Source organism: Desulfovibrio sp. (assembly GCA_016208105.1).
Classification (GTDB): domain Bacteria; phylum Desulfobacterota; class Desulfovibrionia; order Desulfovibrionales; family Desulfovibrionaceae; genus Fundidesulfovibrio.
In genome coordinates this window covers 89,610-115,013 of the sequence record JACQYS010000008.1, presented here as the reverse complement: position 1 = coordinate 115,013, position 25,404 = coordinate 89,610, and the positions used below count along the sequence as shown (strand labels likewise).

Sequence of the window (25,404 nt, the reverse complement as noted above, 5' to 3'; positions counted from 1 at the left end):
TTATTTAAGCCCCACCACGAACATCTCGGCTTCATCACCTTCGGGCAGGCTGCCGAAGGCCACGGCCTTGGGATAGCCCTTCACCCGCAGATAGTAGGACGTATTGTCGTCCAGGGCGTTCTTTACCGCCCAGGCATTGAACTCGCTTTGCCCCAGGGTGAACTTCACGCCCTTCATGGGGTATTCCAGAACCGCCTTTTCCGGCACGGTTCCCCTGGGGCCTGCGCCATGGGCGTCCACCTCGGCGCCGTCCGTGCCGAAGATGGCCCCGGCCCACTGGTGGCCCGCGGCTGGCCCGACCTCGAACCACTGCCCGAGCCCGGGCAAGGGGTGAATGTCCAGGTGGTACTCTGTAGCCACCTTGGGCACCGGGGTGTTGGCTTTGGCCACCAGCTTGGCCATAAGCGTTGCGTCGTCCGCGGCGACTGCCGCGCCCTTGAGCGGGGTAGGCAGACTGGCCGGGTCCAGAGGGCCGTCCTCTGGGATGAGAATGATGGGGAACCCGTGCCCCTTCATGGTCTGCACCATGACGGCCAGCATGGACAAACCGTATCGCGTTGTCTCCTCCTGCAGGCTTTTAAGCGTTCCCTTGATGAGCCACAGGGCCGTATCGGGCTTGGAAATCTCCGAAAAGGCACCGGCCCACTGCATCTTCTCCAGATCGTCCACCCAGAAGTGGCCGTTTACTCCCAAACCGTAACGGTGAATGGCCTCGAACAGGGCCTTCCCCTTGGCTTCGTCCTTTTCCAGGATGGTCACCCAGATACTCTTGGTCATGGCCCAACCTTTGCTTGAGATTATTGATGAGCATTTTCCTTTGTTTCAATACATGCTATAGCGCAAGCCGCATGGCAAGGACAACAGTTACCAGCGCATCGGAGAGGAGCGGATGACCTACGGGGCGAAATGGGTGCTGGCGATCTTCATGGCCCTCTCGGCGTGCTTCGCCGCGCTTGGCATTGGGCTTCGGGAACGATCCGCCATCGCTAATCCCTCGCCTACGTTCGATCCTCTGGTCATCTCCTACTACCTGAATGCCCTGCGCGGTGAGCTTCCATTCTGGCTGGCCAGGGACCCGGCCATGGCGTCCAAGCTGCTGGCCGTGGCCTCGTCGCAAATGGGGCGCGGTTACCTGCCCGGCGGGACTACCCCGGCCGGGTTTGACTGCTCCGGCTTCACCAGCTGGGCTTACGGCAAGGCCGGGCAAAGCCTTCCCAGAACCTCGGGCGAACAGTTCCTGGCTGGAAGGCCCGTGGCTGCCGAGTCGCTTCGCCCGGGCGACCTTGTGTTCTTCGGCCGCGGAGGCAAGGTGGGCCACGTGGGCATTTATCTGTCGCAGGGCCGCTTCATTCACAGCTCGCAGAACTCCGGGCAGGTGGGCGTGGACGACCTCTCAGGCTCCTACTGGAGCCGCACTTTCGCTGGTGGGCGGCGCGTCCTGGAGCAAGAGGGGCGGGCCCAATGAAGCGAGTATTGTTGTCTCTGTTAGTGCTTTGCTGGGCTCAGGCGGCCTTGGCCGTTCCCCTAAATGACGTCCAGCTGGCCCAGGCGGCCCGCTTCCCCTTCGACACCACCCTCACGGTCAAAGAGGCCATGGAGCGCTACTCCTACTTCGAGCGCGTTACCTGGCAGGTCTACTACGACATCAACAACCGCAAGGTGGTGGAGGTTCGCGGCTACTACAACATGGCCAAGGTCAAGACCCGCACCGATTCAGCCACTTGCGTCACCCGTGAGGGAACGTTCGTAGGCCTCACGGACACCCAGGCCTTCATGATTCTTCAATACAGGCCGGACTTCATCAAGCAGCGTGCCGAGCTGGTCTATTCGGGCATCTGGGGCCTCTACGACGACCAGCGCCTGGACGATCCGGACCTTCTCTGGGCCAAGGCCCTGGTCACGGACGAGCTGCCGAGCCCGACCCCCTTGTGCAACATGAAGCTGGACCAGATTTCTCCGCTCGACCAGCTGGCCATCCAGGAAGAACCAGTGCACGACCCCGGAGCGACAGCGCCCGCCAAGCAGACGCCGCAGGGAACGCCCAGGGCTTCTCCGGCCACGCCCAAGGGGCAGACAGGGCCAACGCCCAAGTCCGCCGCGGCCACGGCCAAACAGATTCAGGACAATCCGCCCACGCCAACCAAGACCGGGAGATAGAGAAGGGGAAGCCTCCGGCGGCCAAAGGAACGCAGTTCCTTTGGAATCCTTTTTAGCTTCGCGCTGATCGATGCGAGGCGTCTCGTTTGATGCTGGCTTGTCGCGTTATCGCGAATCCCTTGAAATTCACTGAGGGTCCAGGGGGATCATCCCCCTGGCGGGTGCAGGGCAGGGCCCTGCCGGAGCCCGGGGCGGAGCCCCGCTATCCCAACGTCAGAACCGTCACCTGGCTCGGCGCGATGGTCATGCCCACTGCGTTGGGCAGTTCCACCAAACAGTTCTGCCGGGTAAGGCTGGTCAGCCGCTGGCATGGGGCCGCGTCCATGAAAATGGTGAAGCATCCCAGCGTGTAATCGGTCTGGCCGGACTCCATGTGGGACACCGCTCCGAGTAAAACTCCAGGCTCGTCCCCTTCGCTCACAAGCCCCATGGACATGAGGTTGATCACCGGCATGCAGTCGATGGTGATGTTGTCCGCAGCGGGCTGAGTGGTGATGGACTCCGAGATGTTGGGGTAGGGGATGGGTGTGGGTATAGGCCCCACAGGCGTAATGCATACGTCGGGGAAGGCGAAGTCCACTCCGGAACCCAGGGTCAGTGCGAACATAATGGTCTCTCCTAAGCCTGCTGGACGGGCCTGAATGCCTCGGCCTCAGCCATATCTTTGTTTGTCGGGCGCAGCAGGGTCCGTTCGGTCAGGTCGTAAATTGCGTGCTCGTCCTGAAGCATGTGGACATTGGCCATGGTCATGTTGGCCCGGCTGAAGTCCGCCGCGGTACAGTCCGCGTGGGAAAAGTCCGCATGGCGCAGGTCGCAGCCCGTGAACTTCGCCCCCCGGCACTTTGCTTTGGCGAAGGAGCTCTTGAAGAGCGTGGCGCCGCTTAAGTCGGCGGCAGACAGGTCCGCCTCGGAGAACACGGAACTTACGAACGTACCGCCCGTTAGCTTGGCACCCTTGAGCGATGCCCCCAAATACATGGACTTGGAGCCGCTCGCGCCGGTGAAGTCCGCTCCCTCCAGGTTGGCCTTGCCCAAATGGCTGTAGGAGAGCTTGCTCTTGACGAACTTCGCCCCCGACAGGTTGGATCCGGAGAGATTCACCTGAGTGAGGCTAAGCCCGGAGAAGTCCTGGCCGGAAAGGTCGCAGCCGGAGAGCAGGGCCTTTTCAAACGTGACGTCTTTGAAGGCGATACCCTTGAGATCGCATTTGGTAAGAATGGCCTTGATGAGCTTGGCACCGGTAAGGTCAGCCTTGGCAAGCGAAGACGCGCGCAGGGTGAGCTTCTCCAGGGTGGCGCCAGTGAGCTTGGCGGCGTCCAGTTTCGCCTTTTCAATAACCGACCAGTAGAGCCTGGCTCCCGTGAGATCGGCCCCGGTGAAGTCCGATCCGCCGAGCAGGGTCATCTGGGTCTGTATGTGTTTAAGGCTCGCCCCGGCGAAGCTCGTTTTGGAGAGATTCATTTTGGTGAAATCGCATCCGTCAAGAATGGCGGAAGTGAAAACGCATTTCTTGAAGCCCGCATCCTTGATGGTAGCTCCGGCGAGATTGGCGCCTGTGAAGTTCACCTTCTCGAAGCGCCCACCTGTAAGGTCGGCTCCGGAGAGGTCCAGGCCCGAAAGGTCGGCCCCTATGACGGGCCGGTGGTTTCGGGCCGCGTCCAGCACGTCCTGGCGCGTGTAGGGTCCATTGCTTACGGCCATAAGAGCGGCTCCTCCAAGCGTAGAAGAAAACCAGAAGGTGTTTCCCTGGAGAAAAGAAGAGTGTTCCCACTCAATGCAGCGGCGGTCATGCTGTTACTCCAGGAGGTCCGCCTTCTCGTGAAGGGCGGTCATTTTGAGGTTGGCCCTGTCCAGGCGTGTCTTGCCCACCACTGCCTTATGGAAGTCCACGCCGAAACAGTTCGAGTCGCTCAGGTTGGCGGCCACGATACGAGTCTTTGAGAGCGATCCGAACAAGAGGTCCGCACCGCGCAGATCCGCCCCTTCCAGGTCCGAACCTGGGAAAGAGGTCCCCCGGGCGCTGACGCCGCTCATCTTGGCCCTGGTAAGGTCCGTGCCTTCCACACGGCAGCCCGTGAGAGTTGCCGTGCGGAAATCCGAACCGGCGAGGTTTGATCCGCGGATGTTCACGGTGTTGGCTTGAACGCCGGTGAAGTCGCTGCCGGGCAGTTCGCAGTCCGCGAGAGCTCCTTTGCGGAAGGTGGCTTTGGCAAAAGAGACCCCTTGGCCCGAGCATTGCTGTAATTGCGAGCTGGCCAGGATGGCTCCGGTGAAGTCGGCCCCGGTGAGGTCCGTCTTGCGCATGAGAACCCGTTCCAGCTTGGCCTCTCTGAACACCACTTTTTTGGCCAGGCATTCCTGCACGGCCATGAGCGCCAGGTTCGCTCCGGCAAACACAGCTCCGGTCAGGTTGGCCTTGCCTACGGTGGCCATGTACAGATCCACCCCGGAGAGGTCCGCGCCCTCCATGTCCGACTGCTTGAGGCTGGCCTGGCGCAGATTCGCTCCGGACAGCATGGCCTTCTTGAAGCTGGTTTTCATGAGCATGGCCTGGTCGAAGCGGGCGTTCTTCAGGCTGGCCCCGGAGAAATCCGCGTTCTGGGCCATGGTCTTGGCGAAGATGCAGCCGTCGAGCTTGGCCTTGGAAAAGTTGGCCCTGGTCAGGCGGCATCCCGTGAAGTCGGCTCCGGAAAGGTCGAGGCCCGAGAGGTCCACATCGGCCAATATGGCCTGGGAGAGGGACTTCCCGGCAGCGTGCATCTCGATCACTTCCTCGCGGGTACGCTTGGTCATGGCGTCCAGGTCCATGCCCGCTTCCTTGAACTTGGCCTTCATGTCCTCTGGGATTTCGCCTGGCTTGGCGGCCTTGGCCGCTTCGATCTTCTTGGCCGCTTCTGCAAGCTTTTTCTGTCCTTCCTGCCAGCGGGCCTCGGAGTCCGCCCCGAGCGTTTCCGCCTGCTCGGCGGCCTTGGTCATGTCCGCTTCCTTGTCCAGGGGGAGCAGCCCCTTGGCCTTCAACGCGTCGCGCCTGGAGCGGATCTCGGCGGCCATGTTTTTGCCCATCTGGTCGAAGGGGGTGCGGGGCGCTGTCTTGGCTTCGGCCATGATCTGGTCGTAATCCTTGCCGTGCTTGGCCAGGGCCTCCCGGGCCTGGCCCTCCAGGTCCTTCATGGAGGCCTTGAGTCCGTCGAACTTGGCCGCGTGAAAGGCCTTGACCTCGGAGAGGGTGGCCTGGATGAGCCCGGCTATGTCCGGCATGGCCGGGCGTTTCTTGGCAGGTGCCGGGCCGAAGGGCGGCTCGGGTTCATCCTCGGGCAGGCCTATTGCCGCCGGGGGCAGGGCGTCGAACACCAGTTCGCGAAGGTCTGCGCCCTGTGCCCTGCACTTGAGGCAGTCGGTGCCCTTGGGCAAGGGCAGCCATTGAGCCTTGTCGGAAAGGGGGAGATAGGGAACTGCCTTGGAAAGGCTTTCCTGCGAACCTTCCGGGGTAGTCACCAGCACGGCGGGCGCTGCTTTCAGGCTCTTGGCAGCTTCGGGGGGAGGAACGGCCTTTTCGGAGGCAAGGGCCAGCACATGGCACACATCCCCCACCTCCTGCTCCAGAAGCAGACCCTCCAACTCGCCGGCCGCGATCACCACTGGGGCTGTTTCTCCCGGAGCCGGGAGCCAGAGGGGGGCGGGGTCCGAGCCGGGAACCAGCCAGGAGGAAACCGGTGTTTCGTCGCAGACGGGCCAGTCTTTAAGGATGAGGATTCTGACCAGTTTCTTGCCCTCGAACCTGGGCAGCACCAGCCCCTTGGGCAGAGTGAACTCCCCGGGCGCCAAGCCCCATTCCGGGCCGTTTTGAATCACCGGGGCGGGGTTGAATCCGGCCCAGGACGAGGAAATGGTTCTGCCCGAGAACTTGCAGGATTTGAGCTGAGCCATGAGGGTCGGGTCGTTCTCGAGATTGCGGCGGCAGGCGATCACGAAGGGGAATCCCATGGCGTGCCAGGGCCCGAAGCCGTCGTCCTTTTCGGGCAGCAGGTTGTCCGGGTCTATGCCTGCCTTGGACAGCTGTTCGGGCGTGAGCGAAGCTTTCATCTGTGCGCCCATGTCCTTGGCCATGTCGGCCTTCATGGCAGTGAGACTGGCTTTGGTTTGAGAGGCTTTGGCAGCGGACGTATCGATCTTCTTGGCGGTTTCTTCCAGCCTGGCGCGTTTGGGAGCAAATGACGCCGGGTCCAGGGTGGCGCGCCAGCCGAACTGGTCCTGGAACTTGAGGGCCATGGCCTCCATCTTGTCCAAGGTGGCCATGCCGGTGGCTATCACCTGACGGCCCATGCCGGCCAATTCTTCGGGCTCGCGCGGCATGACGGGAGTCTGCCCCATGGCGCTGGCCTTGGCCTTGGCAATATCCTTGTAGACCCGGTTGAATTTCAAAAGCTCCCGGTTCACCTTCTGGTTTACGTCCGGGATTGCCGGCGCAACCGGCTTCATGGCCGCCACGCGCTTGGTCTGCGCTTCCAGGTAGTATTCAAGACTCTTGGGAGCTTCGCCCATGGCCTCGGTGGCCAGGAATGCGAAGCGCAGGTCGGCCATGTCGTCACGGTCCGTGTTGAAGGCGCCCCGGAAAATCAGCACGCCTCTGGCCGCTTCGGGAAAGAGCCAGAGTGTGTCGCGCCTGAGCGTTACCTCCTCGAACATGTCCTTTTCCGGAGGGGCCTTCGGAGCTTCCTTGCGTGTGAGGAACAAACGCACCGTAAACTGAGGCAAGCGCGACGAAATGACCTGGCGCTTGGGGTGCATGTTCACCATCTCGATGGTCTCGCCGCCCTTGAAATAGTCAGGAAGCCACTGGTCCTGGGTGGAGTTTAAAAAGAATTCGGGGTTCAAGTCGTCCGGGTAGTAGGGCCAGCGTTCGTTCTTCCAGGCATCGTCGTAGGTGCCGGCCATTTTCTGGCGGTCGGGGTGCATGACATCCGTGGGAAGAAAGGACGCCGGGGCGGGCCTGTCCTGCGGGGAGCCGATGAGCTGGGCGTGGTATTCCACGTTGGGCAGGGCGATGGGAGAGCCGGTGGGCTTGTCCGGGGGGAAACCCCTGCCTTTGGGGTTTCTCGGGTCGGGCGCGCCGCCGAAGGCCCGTTCCCACACCAGGGGCATTTCCGTAAAGGGTTCCGGGTCGCTGATGCCGACGGAGCCGCCGCCGGTACTTATCCAATGCCGGTTGCCGAAGACGTCCAAGGTCTTCTTCACCCCGCCCACGGAGATGCTCACCTGGGAGGCCTGCCTGGCCTTGCCGTCCGGTGCGAAACATTTGCCAGCGGCCAGCACCTCGGCCCTGGGTTTGGGCAGGCCCGGGTCCAGCACCGGGGGCTGGGGCAGCAGCTTCATCACCTGGGGCCACATCTCCCGGTCCGGGAGGGGGTTCTCCGGGTCGTCCAGGTCGAAATAGACCATCACGGAGCACACCAGGCGCATCTTCCCGGCCAGGGCCAGGGGAAGAAACATAGGGCTGTGGTGGGAGTCCTTAAGTATCTTCATGCACGTTCCCGTTCGTTGTTTCCAAGATGTTCGCGCCGGTGGTGTCCCGCTCGCCTGTTACACCACGTTCATGTTCGCTATGACCCAATCGACGTCAGTGGCAAGAGCATCCAGCGCCCCATACATCCAGCTCACATTTCCCGCTATATCATCTATATCTCCGATCTGTCTGGAGTGCGTGCCGATGGTCTCGTCATGGGTCGCAATTTGCCGGGTATGGGTCGCGATGGTCGTATCGTGTTCCTCTAAAATTTCCTGACACGCCGTGATGAATCTTTGGTGGCTCTCGATTGTGTCGGTCTGCTCGCCGACGGTTCTGTTGAGAGTGCCGATCTTCTGTTGATGAGAAGCGATGGTCGCTTCGTGTTCTTCCAATACCTCATAACACGCCGTCACGAATCTTTGGTGCTCCGCGATGGACTCGGTGTTGGTCACAATGTCGCGGCGGAGGTTCGCAATGGCATCTTCCCTGTCGGCGGCGGCCTTTTTCATTGCCGGCCAGAGCTCATGTATTTCCGGACCAAACCGTACATGCTTGGTCAAATCGATTTCTTGGAACAGGGCGATAGTGGTGATGAGTCGTTCGCCGATCACGTTGTCGGTGAGCGCTCCAAGGGTGATTTCGTTTTTGTTGCCCAGGATGACTTCAAAACTTTCGCTGGCTTTCACCGTCAGCGGACCGCCGCTGTAGAGTTTGAGGCCATCGGGGTCTTCGGCTTGTTCCCAGTTGCCGCTGTGATCGCCCTTCACGTACCCGTCGTCGGGGTCATTATGGGAGCCGATGCGAACGAAAGACTGTTGGGTGGGGCTCGAGAGAAGGATGCGTTGGCTGCCCTCCTGGTCCTGGATATGGATCTGGTTGCCGCCGGAGGTGGTGATGCAGGCCTGGGTTTGGTTCTGGTCAGTGACCGGGCTTGTGGTCTCCGGGTTGGGTACGGCCGCAGCAATCACCGGTCGGTCCGGGTCGCCGCCCTCGAAGGTTATGAGCACTTCGCAGCCTTTGTGCAGGGGCATGTGCATGCCAAATCCAGCCCCGGCGTAGGGCTGGGCCATGCGCACCCAGGCCGATGCGTGGCCGTCCTTTCTTCCCGAGAGGTCGAACGGCAAGATGACCTTGTAGCGGCCCTGGGAATCAACTTCGGCGTATTGGCCGGAGCTGGCCGCATCCACCTTGGCGTTTAACGTGCCGGAAATCTTGGGTCTCTCTGTGCAGAGTTCCGCCCGGAATTGCACCGAGGCCGGAATGGCGGTGAAGCTGTTGCGGTAGAAGAGGAGGTTGTCGCGTTCCTTGCTGAAGGTGAGGCCCAGGCCGGAAACCAGCCAGGCCTCCTGGGAGCCTTCGTGGCGGCAAGCGATGGTCTGGTAGGATTGGTTGAAGCTGCCGCGGTAGTGGTTGTCTATCTTGAAGGTGTAGCCCGGGCGTACGAAGGGGATGCTGGACACGCCGTTGAAAAGCTTTTCCCGGCACCTGAAGTCCTCGGCGCGGATCTTGGCCAGGGCTTCGCCCTGGGACGTGTTCATAAAGTGCAGCCCGTAGAGGTAGTGGATGCCCTGGCCGCTCTGGCTGACCAGGGTTTCCGCCGAGAGCTCCAGCGAGGGCGTCTGGTAGTTGTAGTCCTTGAGCTGCACCTTCTTGGGGAGCCTGCGCTGGGTGAGGGTGAAATCCGTGAGCACTTCCTCTTCGTGGCCGACCTGCATGCTGGATGGCGGGGAATAACGGAAGGTCTCACCCTGGGGCATGGGACCGTGGGAAGTGAGAGAGTCCGTGATGACCATCTTCTCTCCCGTCGAACCCTGCTGAAAGAAGTAATAGAGGCCGTCGCGCTCCATCCAGCGCGATGCGAAATCGAAGTGGGTCTCGTCGTACTGGCAAATGTATTCCCAGGTTGGGTAGGAGCCCTGGAGGGAAAGCTTGAAGTCCAGGCCCGGGCTTAGTCCGCCGTCCTTTAATACCGCGGTGAGGAAGTGCTCGTTGTTCTGGTTTAAAAAAACCTGGTTATGGGTGGTCTGGGTGAGCCACCAGGCCTTGGGCACAAGCACGGCCCGGTAGAAGGTGTACGGACCGGAATGGCTCAACTGCTCGAAGGTTTTCAGGATTCCATGAAAGGGGATGTCCCCGAGCTTTCGCTTAATGCTGAACGTGGCGGTGTTGGAGAGGGCCTTTTCGAAATCCACGTCCATGTCGCTCGCGAAGAGTTCGATCTCGAAGTGGTAGAGCTGGGAAATGCCTTCCTCTCCGGAAAAGCGCACCACATGGAAGGCGTCCTTGTCGAACCCCTGTATTTCGAAGCTGAATTTGAGTTGGGCATTGGCCATGTACATCGCCCTTATGCTGCTCACACAACATTGAATGTGGCAGCTATGAAGACATTGTCGGTGGTGATGTTATTGACGGTTACACTCAGTATGTTGATGTCCCCGGCGTTTTGCTCCAGCTCTCCAATTGTCTGGGTATGTTCGGCCAGTGTCTGGGTGTGCTCGCCTATGGTCTGGGTGTGGTCGGCCAGTGTCTGGTTCACTTGGGCTGCAAACTGGTCGATCTCTCCAATGGTCTCTTCGATGCTCCCCGCCCATCGGTCGATCTCACCGATATTTTCCGTGTGTTCGGCGATGGTCTCGGTGTGTTCGGCGATGGTCTCGGTGTGTTCACCGATGGTCTGAGTGTGCTCGGCTATGGTTTGGGTATGCTCGCCCAGGGTTTGGGTGTGGTCCATAACCTGTTCCGCCAGAGCGCCGAGAGTTCTGGTCGTTTCCGCTCCTGCTTCTTCCAAGTGGAAGTGGCCTCTGTTGCGCGTAAGGGTGTAATCTTTTTGCGGCCCTACGTGGAAAGTGGCGGCGGGCCCTATGTAAAAGGTGAGCGCACCACCGATGTAGTTGCAGGAATAGAACCCGATGGTGGTCTGGGTGTTGTCCGCCAGGACGATCTGGTTGGCGAACTCGGCCTTGACGTTGAACCACTGCGGCGTAGTGAGGTTGATGCCGTCGGTGGCCATTTCCTTGATGGTGTCCCCCACATCGCCCCAGTCAACGGCCGGGTCGTTGTGTGCGCCGATGCGTATGAAATTTCCTTTGGCGGTGGAGTTGAGCAGGATGCGCTGGCTGCCGTCCTGGTCCTGGATATGGATCTGGTTGCCGCCGGAGGTGGTGATGTTGGACATGGTCTGATTGGCGCTGGTGACCATGGATTGGGTCTCGGGGTTGGGCACGGCCCCGGCGATGACCGGCCGGTCAGGGTCGCCTTCATAGTGGATAACCGCCACTTCAGTCCCCTTGTGCAAGGGGAAATGCATGCCGTGGCCGGAGCCCGCATAGGGTTGTATCATGCGAAGCCAGGTGGAGGCCTGCCCGTCCTTCCGTCCTGAAAGGTCGAACGGCATGATCACCTTGTAGCGGCCCTGGTCGTCCAACTCGGCGTATTGACCCGATTCTTCCGCATCGATGACCGCTGAAAGAGGCCCTTCTATCTTGGGCTTGGGAGTCTTGACCTCCGGCCTGAATTGCACGCTGGCCGGGATGGCCGCGAAGCTGTTGCGGTAAAAGAGCTTGTCTCCCACTCCAGTGGCTTCCAGCCCGGCGGTAAGCCAGCTCTCCTGTGCGCCTTCATGTTTGACTTCGATGAGCAGGTAGGACTGGTTGAAGTCGCTCCGGTAGTGATCTTGCAGGGTGAAAGTGTATCCGGGTTGCAGGAATGGCGCGTTGGACTCGCCGAAAAAAAGCTGCTCGCGGCATTTGAACTCTTCTGTGCGTATCTTGGCCTCGCTCGCGGCTTCAGTTGGAGTAAGCAGGTGGCCACCGTGCATGTACACGGTGCCGGTGCCGCTCTCGCTGACCAGTTCCTTGGCCTGGATGGTCAGGCTGGGGGTCCGGTAGTTGTAGTCCTTGAGCAGCACCTCTTTGGGAAGGCGCCGTTGGTCACAGTAGAAGTTCTTGGCGGCCTGTCCGGTCAGCCCCGCGTCCAACCCCGTGGGCTCGGCGTATTTGAGCGTATCGCCCCCTGGGTTCGGAGTGTGGACGTTCAGGCTGTCGGTTATCACCACCTTTTCCTGGCTGCCGGACTGGTCGAAGAAGAAGTAGAAGCCGTTTCTTTCCATCCAACGCGAGGCGAAGTTGAAGTGTGTCTCGTTGTATTGGCACACATACTCGCGTTTGGGATAGCTGCCCGTGGTATTCACCTGGAAATCGAGACCTTGGGAAAGGCCTGCGTCCGTCAGGCATTGCTGCAGGAACTCGGGCATATCCATGTTCAGAAATATCTGGTTGTGCATGGTCTGGGTGAGCTCCCAGGCCTTGGGCACCAGCAGGGCACGATAGAAGACGTGTTTGTCCGAACGCTGCAGCTGCTGGAAATCCCTCAAAATGCCGTGCCAGGTAAGATCGCCGCCCTCCTGGCGTTTGATGGTGAAGGTGGCGGTTCCGGACAGAGCTTTTTTAAAATCAATGGACGTCTTTTCGGAGAGAAGCGTCAGGTCGAACTGGTAGAGTTTGGAAAGACCTTCGGTCCCCGTGAAGCGCACCACATGGAATGTGTCCTTATCGAAACCTTGAATTTGGAAAGCAAATTTTTGGGATACATCGGTTGGCATAGAGCCTCTCGTGTTTCAGTGCGTATCGAAGCCAGCCCCTGGTTCAAACGAAGCCGACTTCCCCAGCCACTACGTTGACCACCCCCCACAGGTTGGAGACATCTCCCGCCATGGAGGTTATCTGGCCGGATTGGGTGGTCAGTTCACCTCGCACCTGGTTAACTTCCCCTGATACCTCACTCTTTGTGGCAGTGAGCTCTTCCTTGGTGGCAAAGGTATGCTCGGCTACCAAGCAAATGAACTCAAGATCACTGGTAAGTGCGCTCTTTGTGGCAGTGAGTTCTTCCTTGGTCGCGTAGTTCGCGTCCATGGTTGCGCCGATCTGGGTTTTGGCCGTGGTCAGTTCCTGCTTGGTGGCGCAAAGGGCAATTTTGTTGTTCTGTATATCCGTCCGTTCGTCCACGAGTTCGAGAATTTCGTCGACGATGGTGTTCTGACTTGCGGCAACCTCGGTCTGGGTGGCGTATATTTTCGAGAGTTCTCCTTTTAAATGAGTCTCCGCGCTGGAGTAGGAAAGCTTGCTGGGAAATTGGTATTCCACCAACCCGCCCAGGACGAAAGTGATCTCGGCGCCAATCGTTGATGACGTACTTACTCCGAACACGATTACGTTCTCGTTGCCCAAGATGGTTTCAAAGCTTTCCTGGGCTTTGATGGTGATCGGCCCGACGCTGCAGAGCTTGAGGCCGTCCGGACTTTCGGCCCATTCCCAGTTCTCGAGAGAACTCCCGAGATTGCCCTTGGTTGGTTTGTAAGAAGGCGGTTTCTCTTCAGCGGGCGGTTTCGGGTCGTCGGGGTCGTTGTGGGAGCCGATGCGCACGAAGCTCTGCTGGGTGGGGCTTGAAAGCAGGATGCGCTGGCTGCCCTCCTGGTCCTCGATGTGGATGAGGTTGCCGCCGGAGGTGGTGATGCGGGACTGGGTCTGGTTATTGCTGGTGACCATGGACTGGGTCAAGGGATTGGGTACTGCACCGGCGATGATGGGTCTGTCCGGGTCGCCCTCGTGGTGGATGACCGCCACCTCCGTACCCTTGTGCAGGGGAAAGTGCATGCCGTGGCCGGAGCCGGCATATGGCTGGATCATGCGCAGCCAGGCGGAAGCGTGCCCTTCCTTTCTGCCCGAGAGGTCAAACGGCATGATGACCTTGTAGCGGCCCTGGTCGTCCAATTCGGCGTACTGGCCCGAACCCTCGGCGTCGATGACCGCTGAGAGGGTTCCTTCAATCCTGGGTGCGGGGGTCTTTTGCTCGGACCTAAACTGCACGTTGGCCGGGATGGCCACAAAACCGTTGCGGTAGAAAAGTTTGTCGCCAAGTCCTGTGGTCCCCAGGCCCGCTGTGAGCCAGCTTTCCTGGGCTCCTTCGTGCTTGACCTCAATGAGCAGGTAAGACTGGTTGAAGTCGTTGCGGTAGTGGTTCTGCAGGGTGAAGGTGTATCCGGGCTGAAGGAACGGGGCGTTGGACTCGCCAAAGAAGAGCTTTTCGCGGCACTTGAGTTCCTGAGCCCGGACCTTGGCCTGATTTGCCGCTTCCGTCGGGGAACGCAAATGTCCGCCGTGCATGTACACGGTGCCGGAGCCCTTCTCGCTGACCTGTTCCTTGACCTGTATGTCCAGCTCGGGAGTCCGGTAGTTGTAGTCCTTGAGCAATACCTCTTTTGGCAGGCGGCGCTGCTCGCAGTAGAAGTTCTTGGCGGCCTGGCCTGTAAGGCTTGAATCCAGGCCCGTGGGCTCGGCATACTTGAGTATTCCCCCGCCAGGGTGGGGAGTGTGGACGTTCAAGCTGTCTGCGACCATCATCTTTTCCTGGCTGCCGGACTGATCGAAGAAGAAGTAGAAGCCGTTTCTCTCCATCCAGCGCGAGGCGAAGTTGAAGTGGGTCTCGTTGTATTGGCACACGTATTCGCGCTTGGGATAATTGCCGGTCGCGTTTACCTCGAAATCAAGGCCCGGGGAAAGGCCGCCGTCGGTCAGGCACTGCTGCAGGAACTGGGGCATGTCCATGTTCAAGAAAATCTGGTTGTGCTGGGTCTGGGTGAGCTCCCAGGCCTTGGGCACCAGCAGGGCGCGGTAGAAGACGTGCTTGTCGGCTCGCTGGAGTTGCTGGAAGTCCCGCAGAATGCCGTGCCAGGTGAGGTCGGTGATGCCCTGGCGCTTGATGGTGAAGGTGGCGGTCCCTGAAAGAGCCTGCTCGAAATCGATGGACGTCTTTTCGGACAGGACCGTCAGTTCGAACTGGTAGAGCTTGGAGAGACCTTCGGTGCCCGTGAAACGAACCACATGAAAGGTGTCCTTGTCGAACCCCTGGATCTTGAAGGTGAAGTGGGGCTGTTGATCAGGCATTACCTTCTCCCTTCTCGTTAGCCCATGTGTATCTGTTCGGCGTTTATCACCACCTGTTCCTCGGCCATCACGGAGTGGTTCTTGGCGTGCAGGGCGCAGAGGTCCTCCACCAGGACGCGCTGGGATCCCGCCTGCACCTCGTCGTGTTCCTTGACGTACCGGCTGGACTCCTGAGCGCGCATGGTGAAGCGCCTGAACACCTGGTCCATGCTCTGGGCCACGCTGCGCACGCGTTTGAACTGGGTTTTCAGCGCTTGGCCCATGAAGCTCATGCGCTCGATGACCGCGTTGCCAGTGGATGCGTGCACGGATATCCCGCCGGACGCGGCCGTGAGCTCGCCAGGACAGGAGAGGGTGAGGTCCTTGTCCGCAACTACCGTGAAACTACCGCTTCGAACCGCCAGCCGTACGTCGCCGTCAATGGCCAGAGCCACTGGTGACGCGCTCGCGAGAACGGAGAGAACGTAGGCCTCCCCGGCCATGTCCACGCTTAAGAGCACCTTGTCGCCTGCAGCGGGTTCCACCAGGCAGCTGACGGCCCTGGCGGCCGAAACCGTGCCGAAGGAAGTCTCCACCTCGATGCGGCCGGGGGTTGCCGCTTTCACACGTCCGTACTCCAACGAGGGGGCTGGTGCGGCTATGTGTTTGGGCTTTTGCATGCGGGTACTCCTGGAGGAAGGCTTGGAGGCTGGTTGGAATGGCTGCGCGGCATTACGTTCAACCCGCCAAGATGGTGTGGTGTGTATACGATACAGGAACTGTTCTGGACAAGGGCGAAACCTCAAATTCCATCGCAGGGTTTCGTGATGGGTCATGTCCGTTCCCCAACAGCAAAACGGATTAATCCAACTCTATCTGATTTTCCGAAGCGTTGCCAGGGGAAAAGGAGACGAATGGCGAAGGTCTCGCCGTGAGAGGAGCGGAGGAAACGGGATGCTATTTCGTGGTCAAGCTTACACCAAGTCCGTCTTTCAACTTGGTGATGGCCGGGTCAGCGGGCTTTGGGGCTTTGGGGTCCCGGAAATGGAGCGTCACGCGCACGTAGTCGGGATGCTCACCAACCGCTGCCTTGGAGATCGGGCCTGTGGCGAAATCGGTGCTCCTGGGGGCCATGTTGCGCCAGGCGCCCTGAAGATTGACCGCCAGACGCCGGGGGTTGTCCAGGTAAAAGAAGCTTACTTTTTCGGGCATGGCGCTGGTCTGCAGGGTCATCATGAAACGGCCGTCACCGGGTTCGTACTTCACGGTCTTGACCACCCCCAGCTCGCCCTGCATGAGAGGAGGGCCGGAATGTTGGCGCGCGGGTTCCGGTTTTTTGATCTCCTGACGCACCTCGCCGACAGCAATGTTGGAAAGTGGCGGGGGAGCCGGTTTGTCCAAGCTGAAATCGTTCTGGATCAGTTTTTCGAGTCGTAGCTCAAGGTGTTGCAGCCCTTTTTCGGTTTCCGAAACAGCCCATCCGGTCGGTGACAGATGAGCCGCAGGCTGTTCGAAGGGGTTCGGGGCCACGGGCGTGGTTGCAGTCTGCCCTTGATGTGATGCCCCAGGGAGGCTTTGCTCCAGATGTTTGGCCTCCCGGGCGCTCATCATGGCGTCCATCATGCCGTAAAAACCACCCCAGACGGCAGTGATGAACAGAAGAGCGACACCCGCCGTCCACGTCAGTACGGCGGCGAGATAAAAGCTTCGGGAGTATCCTGCGGCCTTGGTCTCGAACATGTGCGAATTCCTTGGCGCCGCGCCCCAGTCCAAACCGGGGCCATACACATGCGCAACAGTCCTCTAGCCTGAGAGAGGAAAAGCTTCAAGCGGGTATTGAAGGAATTTGCATCATGAAGTACAGCTTACAGCGTTTGAACACCACAATGCATCAGGTGGCGGCAATGCCCTGCTTACAACCGGCACATTGGCTTCTGCTTTTGACCTGCCTTTTGGCCCCGGCCGGTACGGTCCACGCCGAAAGCGCGGAGGCCATTTACAACCGCGGGGATCACGCCAATGCCCTGAAAGAACTGAAGCCCCTGGCCGAGGCCGGGGACTCCTCAGCTCAGTACCATTTGGGGCTTCTCTACGAATTCGGGATGAGCGTTCCCAAGAATCCGGCCGAGGCGGCCAAATGGTACCGGCTGGCTGGCCGCCAGGACAACCCCAGGGCCCTCTATCATCTGGCGGTGCTTCTCAACCAGAATTCAAAGATCGCCGGCACACCTGGCGAGGCTGACGCGGCCTTCAAGCGTTCGGCGGAACTCGGGGAGATGCCGGCCCAGTTCGCACTGGCCGAACTCATCGCCAAGGGCAAGGTGTCCGGCGGCACCCTGGCCCAGGCCGAGCATTGGTACCGCAAGGCTGCCGAACAGGGCGACTTCAAATCGCAATACCAGCTTGGGTTAATGCTTCTCACTGGAAGAGGGGTTCCGGCCAATGTGCAGGAGGCCTCCAAGTGGTTGCAGATGGCGGCCAATGCCGGTTTCGCTCCGGCCCAGTTCCAGATGGGCGTGCTTTTCGACAAAGGCCAAGGCGTGCACGCCAACCCCCAGGAGGCGGCCCGCTGGTACCAGAAGGCCGCGGAACAGGGCGACCCGGACGCCCAGTTCAATCTGGCCGTGAAGTACGACAAGGGGCATGGCGTCCATCACGATCCGGCCCAGGCGGCCAACTGGCTTGAGAAGGCGGCCAGCCAGGGAGATGTGCAGGCCCAGCTCACTCTGGGGCTGTGGTATGAAAAAGGTCACGGCGTGGCTCAAAGCCCTGCGCAGGCCCTGCGCTGGTATTCCCAGGCCGCCCAGAAGGGCAGTGCCGAGGGCCAGTACACCTTGGGCGTTCTGTACGCCAAGGGCCAGGGCGTGAAGCAGAATCAGGCCGAGGCGGCCAAATGGCTTTTGAAGGCTGCCGATCAGGGCGACGCGGACGCCCAGAACGACCTGGGGGTCCGGTATTTCGACGGGCTGGGAGTGAAGAAAAACCCGGTGGCTGGGTACATGTGGCTGACGCTGGCAGCCTGGCAGGGCAACGCCGGGGCTAAGCGCAATCTGGAATTCGCGGCCGGGAAACTGACAGACAAGCAGAAGGCCCAGGCCGAGAAGATGGCCAAGGGCTGGAGCGTGAAAAGATAGGAGGGCGGCTGCCAACGCTCCTTGACATTTTGGCCCCGGCCGAACATTGCTTCAGCTAACATGGAGGATTCGATGCGGAAGGTGTTGTTACTGGCGGCGCTGGTGGCGTTCGCGGCGTCGGGTTGCGGAGGCGGAAAGACCGCTCCGCCGTCTCAGTACACCAATCCATCCTACAGCCCCCAGACCATGAACTGGGCTTTCGCGCCCAAGGCTCTGGAACTGACCTTCATCTCAGACCCCTTCCTCAACGAGTACGAGGGCGCGGCCCATACCCTTGTTGTCTGCGTCTATCAGCTTCAGGCACCCACGGCCTTCCAGCAGCTGGCCGCCACCGCTCCAGGCATCTCCAAACTCCTTGAATGTGCGAATTTCGACGCCAGCGTGGTCAGTTCGCAGCGCGTGATCGTGCAGCCCGGCCGCAACGAAGCGATCACAGTGGATCGCAACGAGAAGGCCAAGTTCGTGGCTATCGCCTGCGGTTACTACGACCTGAACCTTGGGTCTGCCACCCGTGTTTATGAAATTCCGGTCAGCTCCAGCACTTCGGGCTCGCTTTGGTGGAAGGAAACCACCTATGAGCCGGGCAAGCTTTCCAAGAAGATACTGCTCGGCAAAACCGGCATACAGACCATGGGGGACGGCTCGTGAGCGCGCAATCGCCGCTTTACTGGCATCAGGGCCTTTTTCTTACGCCCCAGCATTTTCAACTGGTGGACTGGCACCAGCACTACAAATTCACCACGCAGAACAAGTACTCCCTGCGCTATTTCCGGGGAATCGGAGCACTGGAACTGCGCGAAGACGCCCTGGCGGCCAAGAAGATCGAGGTCACTCGCCTGGAGGCCATGTTCACCGAGGGCGCGTGCGTCAGCTACCCCGGCAACGCGGTGGTGGGCACCCGTTCCTTGGACGAAGCGGCCCTGGAATCGGACAAGCCGGTCACCGTGTATCTGGGCATAAAGAAGGTGAACCTGCAAGGCGGCAACGTGACCGTGATGCCGGAACTGGCGGTCACGGGCCAGCCTTCCACCACATTCATCACCAAGGCCGACGCGGATTCCCTGCCCGATCTGCACGGCAATGGGCCGCCGGCCCAGGTGAAGACCATGCAGTTCGCCGTTGCCGTGTATTTCGAGCATGAGCTGCCCGTTCTGGGTGATTACCTGCTCATCCCGGTTGCCCGCGTGGTACGCGAGGCGGAGAAAATCCGCTTCGACGAGGAGTTCATCCCCCCTTGCCTGACCATAGGCTCGAGCCCCGCCCTCGAAAAGCTGGTCAAAGACGTCTCCGACCTGGTGGCATCCCGCGCCCGCGCGCTGGAGGACTACAAGATGCGCGGGGAGCTTACTTCCAAGGAATTCGACCCGGGGTACATGGTCTTTCTGATGGCCCTGATGACGCTCAACCGCTACGCACCGCTTTTCTTGCACCAGGTTGAAACATTGGCCGTCCACCCCTGGGACGTCTACGGAACCTACCGGCAGTTTTTGGGCGAGCTCTCCACCTTTGCGGATGATTTCGGGGCCACCGGCGAGCGCTTCGACGGCGAAAAGCTCGTTCCCAGCTACAACCACGATGATTTGACAGCCTGCTTCACGGCTGCCCGCAAGCTTATCGAACGGATGATCGAGGGGATCGGCACGTCAATCGAACTCCTGGCCGTGTTCCAGAAGAAGGACAGTTATTACGTGGCCGAGATTCCAGAGCGCGTGCTCACGCCCACCAACCGCTTCTGGCTCATTATTCGCACCGACCAGACCCCCGAGTCCGTGCCCCAGACAGTCCTGGCCACGGTGAAGCTCTGCGCCTCGCCGCTCATGGCCACGCTCTTGGTCAAGGCCGTGCCCGGCGTGCCGCTCACCTATTCCAAGAATCCCCCGGCCGGACTCCCCAAACGCTCCGGCACCCATTACTTCCTGTTGGACACCACCAACCCGCTCTGGCTCGATGTGGTCCGCAACAAGTCTCTGTCGATGTTCTGGGACAGCCCGCCGGAGGACTTGAGCGCCCACTTGGCCGTGCTGAGGGGCAAATAGGTGCGATTGGCGGATTGCTTCACGCCCGCCCTCACCTTCGTCCTGGACGTGGTGCGCAAACCGCAGTCCTTTCCCGAATACGAAGCGGCCCGGGCCAAGGTGGAGGAACTTCTGAATTCGTCCGGGCGTATGGCCAAGACCCTGGGCGTGGCCGCGTCCGAGTTCCAGGACGCCCGCTTCGCCGTGTGCGCCTGGATGGACGAGATGATCCTCGGGTCGCAGTGGGGCGGAAAAAGCCTGTGGCTGCATCAGCCCTTGCAGCGCACCGTGTACAGCACGGTCAACGCTGGCGATGAGTATTTCGACCGCCTTGAGGCCCTGCTGGCCAGGATGGACAAGGATTTCAACTTCTCGGTTCCGGGGGAGAAGGCCACGGTGGAGGAGCTTTCCTTCGGGGACGAGGATGTGCGGGAGGAAGGAAGCTGCCCCCTTCCCAAAACCCAGGCCCCGTTCGCGCCTCCTCCTTCAGAAGACGGAGTTGGTATCGGGTTGAAGGGCGTGCTCGAGGTCTTTGGGCTCACCCTGATGCTCGGCTTTACCGGAAAGTATTTTCACCCCGATGACCAGGCGGTTCTTAAGTCCCTTCGCCAGAAAGTGGTGGCCGCGGCTCTTGGAAACGTGGCCAAGTACGGGCGCGATCCGGCGGCCAGGCTCTTTCCCGGGCTTTATGGCCAGGACGGATCCGACACCCGGGGTCGGCGCAGATTCTGGCGCGGCATGGACTGGGTGGACATGGTGGTCGTGGGCCTGCCCGTCCTTGCGGTGGCGGTGCTCTTTTTCGCATACAGCTTCCTTCTGTCTGGAGCCTTGCGCGGCTTCATGGGCGGTCCGTAAAGCACCATGAAGAACATCCTCGTCATCGTTCTCAAGATCTTTTTGTGGCTTCTTCTGTTCGCGGCCATCGGCGTTGGCGCCTGGTACCTGGCTCAGTGGCGGGGCTGGCCCACCTGGGCTGCCGCGGCCATCGGCCTGGGTGTGGCCGGGCTCATTATCGGCACGATATTTTTCAAACGCTGGTGGTTCAGGCGCAGGGAACGCCAATTCGTTAAGAAAGTGGTGGAGGAGGACACGGCCTCCATCTCTGCCAGCCAGGGCGAGCAGTCGCGGCGTCTGCGCGACGTGGAGGACCGCTTCGCCAAGGCAGTCGAAATACTTCGCGGTTCGCAGCTCCGACAGTACGGCGACCCGGTCTACGTGAAGCCCTGGTACATGGTCATGGGCGAAACAGGCTCGGGCAAGTCCCTGGCGTTGCGCCGGGCCAAGCTGGCTTCGATCCTCACAGACGTCGGCCAGGACCGCCAGCCGACTCCCACCAGAAACGTGGATTTCTGGTTCGCGGACGAGGCGGTCATCATCGATACCGCGGGCCGTTACGCCATCCCCCAGGACGAAGCCCGGGACCGCGAAGAGTGGGAGCGCTTCCTGGCTCTTTTGGTCAAGCACCGGCGCAAGGAGCCTCTCAATGGCCTGATGCTGACCATCTCCGCGGACAAGGCCGTTGACGCCTCGGATGAGGTGCTCGTCGAGTACGCCAAGGGCATGCGCCGCAGAGTGAACGAGTTGATGCGGGTGATCGGCGCAAAGTTCCCGGTGTATCTCATGGTCACCAAGATGGACCAGATCCTTGGCATGAACGGCCTGATCGACCAGCTGCCCGACGACGAACTGCTTCAGGCCATGGGCGCGGTCAACAACAACACCCTGCGCCCTGCGGCCAACGCACTGGAGGAAGGCCTGGCTCTGGTCACCTCCAGGCTCAAGGACTTGAGGCTCATTCTCCCCTGCGACCCGGCTTCCATGGATCCGGCCTACCTCATGCTGCCCGACGAACTCACGCTGCTTGGGGAAAAACTCAAGGTGTTCGTGGGGTCCCTGTTCGCGGAGAACCCCTACCTGGAAACTCCTCTTTTCAGGGGCGTCTTTTTCGCAAGCGCCCGCCAGGAAGGCCCGGCACATGTCATGGACGAGGACCTGACAGACGTGGCGGCCCAGCTCTCGGAGCGGGCGGCCACGGAGCGCGGGGCCTTTCTCCACGACGTCTTCTCCCGGTTTTTGCCCGCGGACCGCAACCTCTTCGCGCCCATGCTGGAATTCTTGCGCTGGCGCTCCAAGACCCGTTTCGCCGGAGTGATGGCCTGGCTCTTCATCATGTTCTGCGTGTCCGGGCTTTTCACCCTTTCGTATACCCACAACGAACGGGCCCTGCGGGTCATCTCCGCGGAGTTTCCGACCCTGCCGGTCCTAAGCGGCGGCATGGACCAGAAGCTTCTCTCCATCGACCAGTTCCGCCGCCAGATCATCCACATGGAAACCGTGAATCAGGACTGGCTCCTGCCTCGCATGGGCCTTACCCAGAGCCTGACCGGGGAAGAGCGGGTGAAGCTCGGCTTCGCCAAACTCTTCAAGGAGCAGATTCTCACCCCCCTGGACACGTCCATGCGCGCCTCCGTGGATTCGCTGGACAACCGGGCATCGGAAACGGCCATCGGTCTCTACATCGGCCACATGGTCTGGCGTATAGAGCTTCTGAAGGCCAAGCAGCGCGGGGCATCGCTTGCGGAGATGCGCAAGATCCCCGCTTATCCCGACGCTGTGCTGGCCCAGGTGGATCCCAAACTGGTGCCCGAGCTGGCCCCGTTTTTTAACGACTGCTATCTGGACTACCTTTATTGGGAGCCGTGGAACGAATCCATGGCCCAGCACCTGGCCGACTTCAAGCTGCGCCTCACCAGACTCGCCTCCCTGAAGGACGGCCAGATGCAGTGGCTGGTGGACTGGGCCAACACCAGGCCATACCTGCACCCCGTCACCTTGAACGACTTCTGGGGCGGGGCTGGTCAGGTTTCCGGGCAGGACGCCTTCGTGGCTGCCGGGTTCACGGCCGAAGGCAAGAAGGCCATCGACTCCTTCATCAAGGAATTCGACCAGGCCGTGGACAACCCCAAGGCCTTCCAGAACAAGATCGACGCTTTCTGGAACTGGTACGCCAACCAGTACTTCCTCACCTGGAGCCATTTCGCTCAGGGCTTCCACACGGGCTACGGCTTCCTCCTGGACGACATGGACAAGCGCAAGATGGCCGCGCGCATGCCCACCTTCGCCAGCCCTTATTTCGCAATGCTTGAGAGCATGGCCAAGAACCTCGACGCTGTAAAAAAGATCGGACCAGTTCCGGCCTGGGCCACAGAGGTCTTCCGGTTCCACATCGTGATGGAGCAGGCCAGGGCCCAGAGTAAGAACGAGCCCCTTCTGGAAAAAAGCAAGGAAAAGGCCGAAGTGGCCGTACAGCGCATAGTGGGTGACGTGGACCCCAGGGAAGCCAAGCAGTTCGAGAACCTCCTGGCTGCAACGGGAAAATTCCAGGAATACCAGAAGGCGCTCACGGACATGATCCCTTCAGTGGCCAGCCCAGAAACGGCCTTCCAGTTCGTGGGGGCGTCCATGGGCCAATCCGGAGAGAGCGCACAGCCGGCTGCTGGCGCTCCGGTGGCCAGGGCCTCGTCGCAGACGGCTGAAACGGCTCTCATGGGCATGAACGCCCTTATCGGGGTTGGGTCGTCGGCTGATGTGTTCAGCCAGGTGGTCAGCGGGCCGCTGGCCTTCTTCGTGCTCTACTCGACGGAACTGGCCTCCTGCGAGTTGCAGAGGCTTTGGGACAGCCGGGTCCTGGCAGAGGCACAAGGGTTGCCGCAGAACAAGTACCGGGCCGGACTCTTTGACAAGAAGGACGGACTGGTCTGGAAGTTCGTGAACGGGCCTGCCCGGCCGTTTGTGACCAAGGAAATCCGGGGGTGGACAGCAAAATCCTGGATGAACGTGGCCTTCCCCATACATCGCAATTTCCTTACCTTCCTTGACGAGGGCGGACAGGAAACCCAGGAAGCCCTGCCCGAGTATGACGTGATAGTGAAAACCGTGCCCACCACGGTGAATCCCGAGGCGCGCCAGAAGCCCTATCTGACCACGCTGACCTTGAATTGCGGCAATCAGCAGCAGACGCTCAACAACTACAACTTCTTGGACAGCGCCCAGTTCAAGTGGAAGACCGACGGCTGCGGAGACACCACGGTCACAGTCACCTTCAACGACATGCAGGTGGCCAAGACCTACCCTGGCCCCAACGGCTTCGCCCTGTTCCTGAAAGATTTCCGCAACGGCGGCTCCAAGACCTATACCCCGGACGACTTCCCGGGGCAGAGGGACATGCTGGGTTCCATGGGGGTCAAACGGATACAGGTGAACTGGGTGTTCGAGGGCAACCAGCCGGTCATACGGCTCTTGTCGGTTACGCCCACCGCCCTGCCGCAGTCCATCTGTGAGTGTTTGAGATAGCCCTGGCGATGATCAGTCCACCAGAATCACGGACATTGCCTTGAAGTAGCACCAGACCTTGTCCCCTTTTGCAAGGGCGAGCTTCTTGGCGCTGGACTGGGTTATCACCGAAACCGCTGACGAACTATCGGCCAGGGTCATGTCCACCTCGCAGACCACCCCGTCGCATAGAACCTGGCTCACTTCGGCGCGGTAGCAGTTGCTGGCCGATGCAGCGGGGGCGTCTTCCCCGGTATCCACCAGCACGAACGGGGCTTTCACCAGGGCGGTCACCTGCCCGCCCTCGGTTATTCCCATCTTCTTCAAGCTTCTTTCAGTGATGAGCGCCGTGACCGTGAGCCCGCCTCCGGTGGTCACGTCCACCTCGGCCAGGAGGCCGTTCTCGGCGATGTGCGTCACCTTGCCGATGAAGAGATTGCGGGCGCTGGTCTTCATGATGAGTTCCCGTTGAATATGGTAGTTGAGGATGCGCTGCTCGTCGGCCGGGCTGAAGTTCAGATACCCGGCCGTAAGATCGGCGGAGCTGTGCCCCAGGAGCCGCTGGAGAACCACCAGCGGAACGCCCTCTCGCAAGAGCTCCACCGCCCGGGTGTGCCGAAGCGTTCTCGGGTTGGCCAAATCCGGGGGAAGTCCGGCATCCCTGGCGCGCTCCTGGAATTTGCGCCGAACGTAGCCCTGGTCCAGCTTGAAGAGCTCTCTGGCGACGGATCGGCTGTCCTGGGCTGAAATGCACGCGTGCAGCTCGGCCGCAACTTCCGGGGGCAGGAGGACCTCTCTGCCTTCTCCCTCGCCCCCTCCCTTGAACGTGACCACGCCCTCGGGCAGGCGGATATCCTGGGCTCCGTCCAGGGTGAGCACCTCTCCCAGCCTGGCGCCGGTGAACCGAAGCATGAGGTAGACGAACCACATACGCTGCCTGGCAAGTCTGTTCGCTGGCCGGGCGGCCGTCAGCCAGTTGCGGAACGCCTCGGTCAGGCTGACCAATTGGGTGTCGCTTAAGTGCTTAACACCTTCGGCGGTTACGAAGAGTTTAGCCGGGCAGGGCTTTGCCTCGCCGGCCAACTCCAGGGCGCGATTCGCCAGGAAGGCAAGTTGGCTGCGGTCGAGCTTTGCCAAAAGCCCTTCGATTTCGGTTGGCAGGGTGTTCATGCTGTGAAGGTGGCGACTCTAACGATTTTGTATTGCTGTCACTTGTTTTGTATTTCCCGTGATCATTATTTGTAGTTTTAAGATAGTTTTTTTCATGTCATGTGGCAATACATTGTAGGGATGGTGCATGGACAAAATTGTACTGGGTGGTTCAGTTTTGTAGCCCGCAT

General features: G+C 60.5%; 17 protein-coding genes. 7 read left to right on the top strand and 10 right to left on the bottom strand.

What is annotated here, in order from left to right:
- The gene (locus HY795_03425) at nt 1-777 is read right to left on the bottom strand and encodes a hypothetical protein (GenBank protein MBI4804265.1); all 777 of its coding nucleotides are present in this window, start codon (nt 775-777) and stop codon (nt 1-3) included.
- A gap of 112 nt (nt 778-889) precedes the next feature.
- On the opposite strand from HY795_03425, the gene HY795_03420 reads away from it, so the two are divergent.
- Nucleotides 890-1,465: a C40 family peptidase gene (locus HY795_03420; GenBank protein ID MBI4804264.1), complete on the top strand. Its 576-nt coding sequence runs from the start codon at nt 890-892 to the stop codon at nt 1,463-1,465.
- Nucleotides 1,462-2,157: a hypothetical protein gene (locus tag HY795_03415; GenBank protein ID MBI4804263.1), complete on the top strand. Its 696-nt coding sequence runs from the start codon at nt 1,462-1,464 to the stop codon at nt 2,155-2,157. The genes HY795_03420 and HY795_03415 overlap by 4 nt, the downstream gene beginning before the upstream one ends.
- A gap of 202 nt (nt 2,158-2,359) precedes the next feature.
- Here the strand turns inward: HY795_03415 and HY795_03410 are convergent, their stop codons facing one another.
- From HY795_03410 to HY795_03375, 8 genes are all read right to left on the bottom strand, one after another.
- Nucleotides 2,360-2,764 (bottom strand): DUF4150 domain-containing protein, encoded by a 405-nt coding sequence (locus tag HY795_03410; protein ID MBI4804262.1) that lies wholly within the window; start codon nt 2,762-2,764, stop codon nt 2,360-2,362.
- 11 nt (nt 2,765-2,775) lie between these two features.
- The gene (locus tag HY795_03405; GenBank protein MBI4804261.1) at nt 2,776-3,858 is read right to left on the bottom strand and encodes a pentapeptide repeat-containing protein; all 1,083 of its coding nucleotides are present in this window, start codon (nt 3,856-3,858) and stop codon (nt 2,776-2,778) included.
- 93 nt (nt 3,859-3,951) lie between these two features.
- Entirely contained in the window at nt 3,952-7,680 is a 3,729-nt protein-coding gene (locus tag HY795_03400) for a DUF2169 domain-containing protein (protein MBI4804260.1), read from the bottom strand.
- Between the two features lie 57 nt (nt 7,681-7,737).
- Nucleotides 7,738-9,996 carry a type VI secretion system tip protein VgrG gene (gene tssI / locus HY795_03395; protein ID MBI4804259.1) on the bottom strand — a complete coding sequence of 753 codons (2,259 nt, stop codon included), beginning with the start codon at nt 9,994-9,996 and terminating at the stop codon, nt 7,738-7,740.
- Between the two features lie 20 nt (nt 9,997-10,016).
- Nucleotides 10,017-12,197 (bottom strand): type VI secretion system tip protein VgrG, encoded by a 2,181-nt coding sequence (gene tssI / locus HY795_03390; GenBank protein ID MBI4804258.1) that lies wholly within the window; start codon nt 12,195-12,197, stop codon nt 10,017-10,019.
- A 109-nt stretch (nt 12,198-12,306) separates the two neighbouring features.
- Nucleotides 12,307-14,604: a type VI secretion system tip protein VgrG gene (gene tssI / locus HY795_03385; protein ID MBI4804257.1), complete on the bottom strand. Its 2,298-nt coding sequence runs from the start codon at nt 14,602-14,604 to the stop codon at nt 12,307-12,309.
- A 17-nt stretch (nt 14,605-14,621) separates the two neighbouring features.
- Entirely contained in the window at nt 14,622-15,263 is a 642-nt protein-coding gene (locus HY795_03380; GenBank protein MBI4804256.1) for a DUF3540 domain-containing protein, read from the bottom strand.
- 277 nt (nt 15,264-15,540) lie between these two features.
- Complete coding sequence (locus HY795_03375; protein ID MBI4804255.1) at nt 15,541-16,323, bottom strand: AMIN domain-containing protein; 783 nt, start codon at nt 16,321-16,323, stop codon at nt 15,541-15,543.
- 113 nt (nt 16,324-16,436) lie between these two features.
- Here HY795_03375 and HY795_03370 point away from each other — a divergent pair, with 113 nt between their 5' ends.
- From HY795_03370 to HY795_03350, 5 genes are all read left to right on the top strand, one after another.
- Entirely contained in the window at nt 16,437-17,717 is a 1,281-nt protein-coding gene (locus HY795_03370; protein ID MBI4804254.1) for an SEL1-like repeat protein, read from the top strand.
- Nucleotides 17,718-17,789: 72 nt separating this feature from the next.
- Nucleotides 17,790-18,365 carry a type VI secretion system lipoprotein TssJ gene (gene tssJ, locus HY795_03365; protein ID MBI4804253.1) on the top strand — a complete coding sequence of 192 codons (576 nt, stop codon included), beginning with the start codon at nt 17,790-17,792 and terminating at the stop codon, nt 18,363-18,365.
- Nucleotides 18,362-19,753 (top strand): type VI secretion system baseplate subunit TssK, encoded by a 1,392-nt coding sequence (gene tssK / locus HY795_03360; protein MBI4804252.1) that lies wholly within the window; start codon nt 18,362-18,364, stop codon nt 19,751-19,753. Before tssJ ends, tssK begins: the two co-directional genes overlap by 4 nt.
- Nucleotides 19,754-20,587 carry a DotU family type IV/VI secretion system protein gene (locus tag HY795_03355; protein ID MBI4804251.1) on the top strand — a complete coding sequence of 278 codons (834 nt, stop codon included), beginning with the start codon at nt 19,754-19,756 and terminating at the stop codon, nt 20,585-20,587.
- Between the two features lie 6 nt (nt 20,588-20,593).
- Entirely contained in the window at nt 20,594-24,085 is a 3,492-nt protein-coding gene (locus HY795_03350) for a hypothetical protein (protein ID MBI4804250.1), read from the top strand.
- 12 nt (nt 24,086-24,097) lie between these two features.
- Here HY795_03350 and HY795_03345 read toward each other — a convergent pair whose 3' ends face one another.
- Nucleotides 24,098-25,234, bottom strand: a complete 1,137-nt coding sequence (locus HY795_03345) for a TOBE domain-containing protein (protein MBI4804249.1) — start codon at nt 25,232-25,234, stop codon at nt 24,098-24,100.
- Nucleotides 25,235-25,404 lie beyond the last annotated feature (170 nt).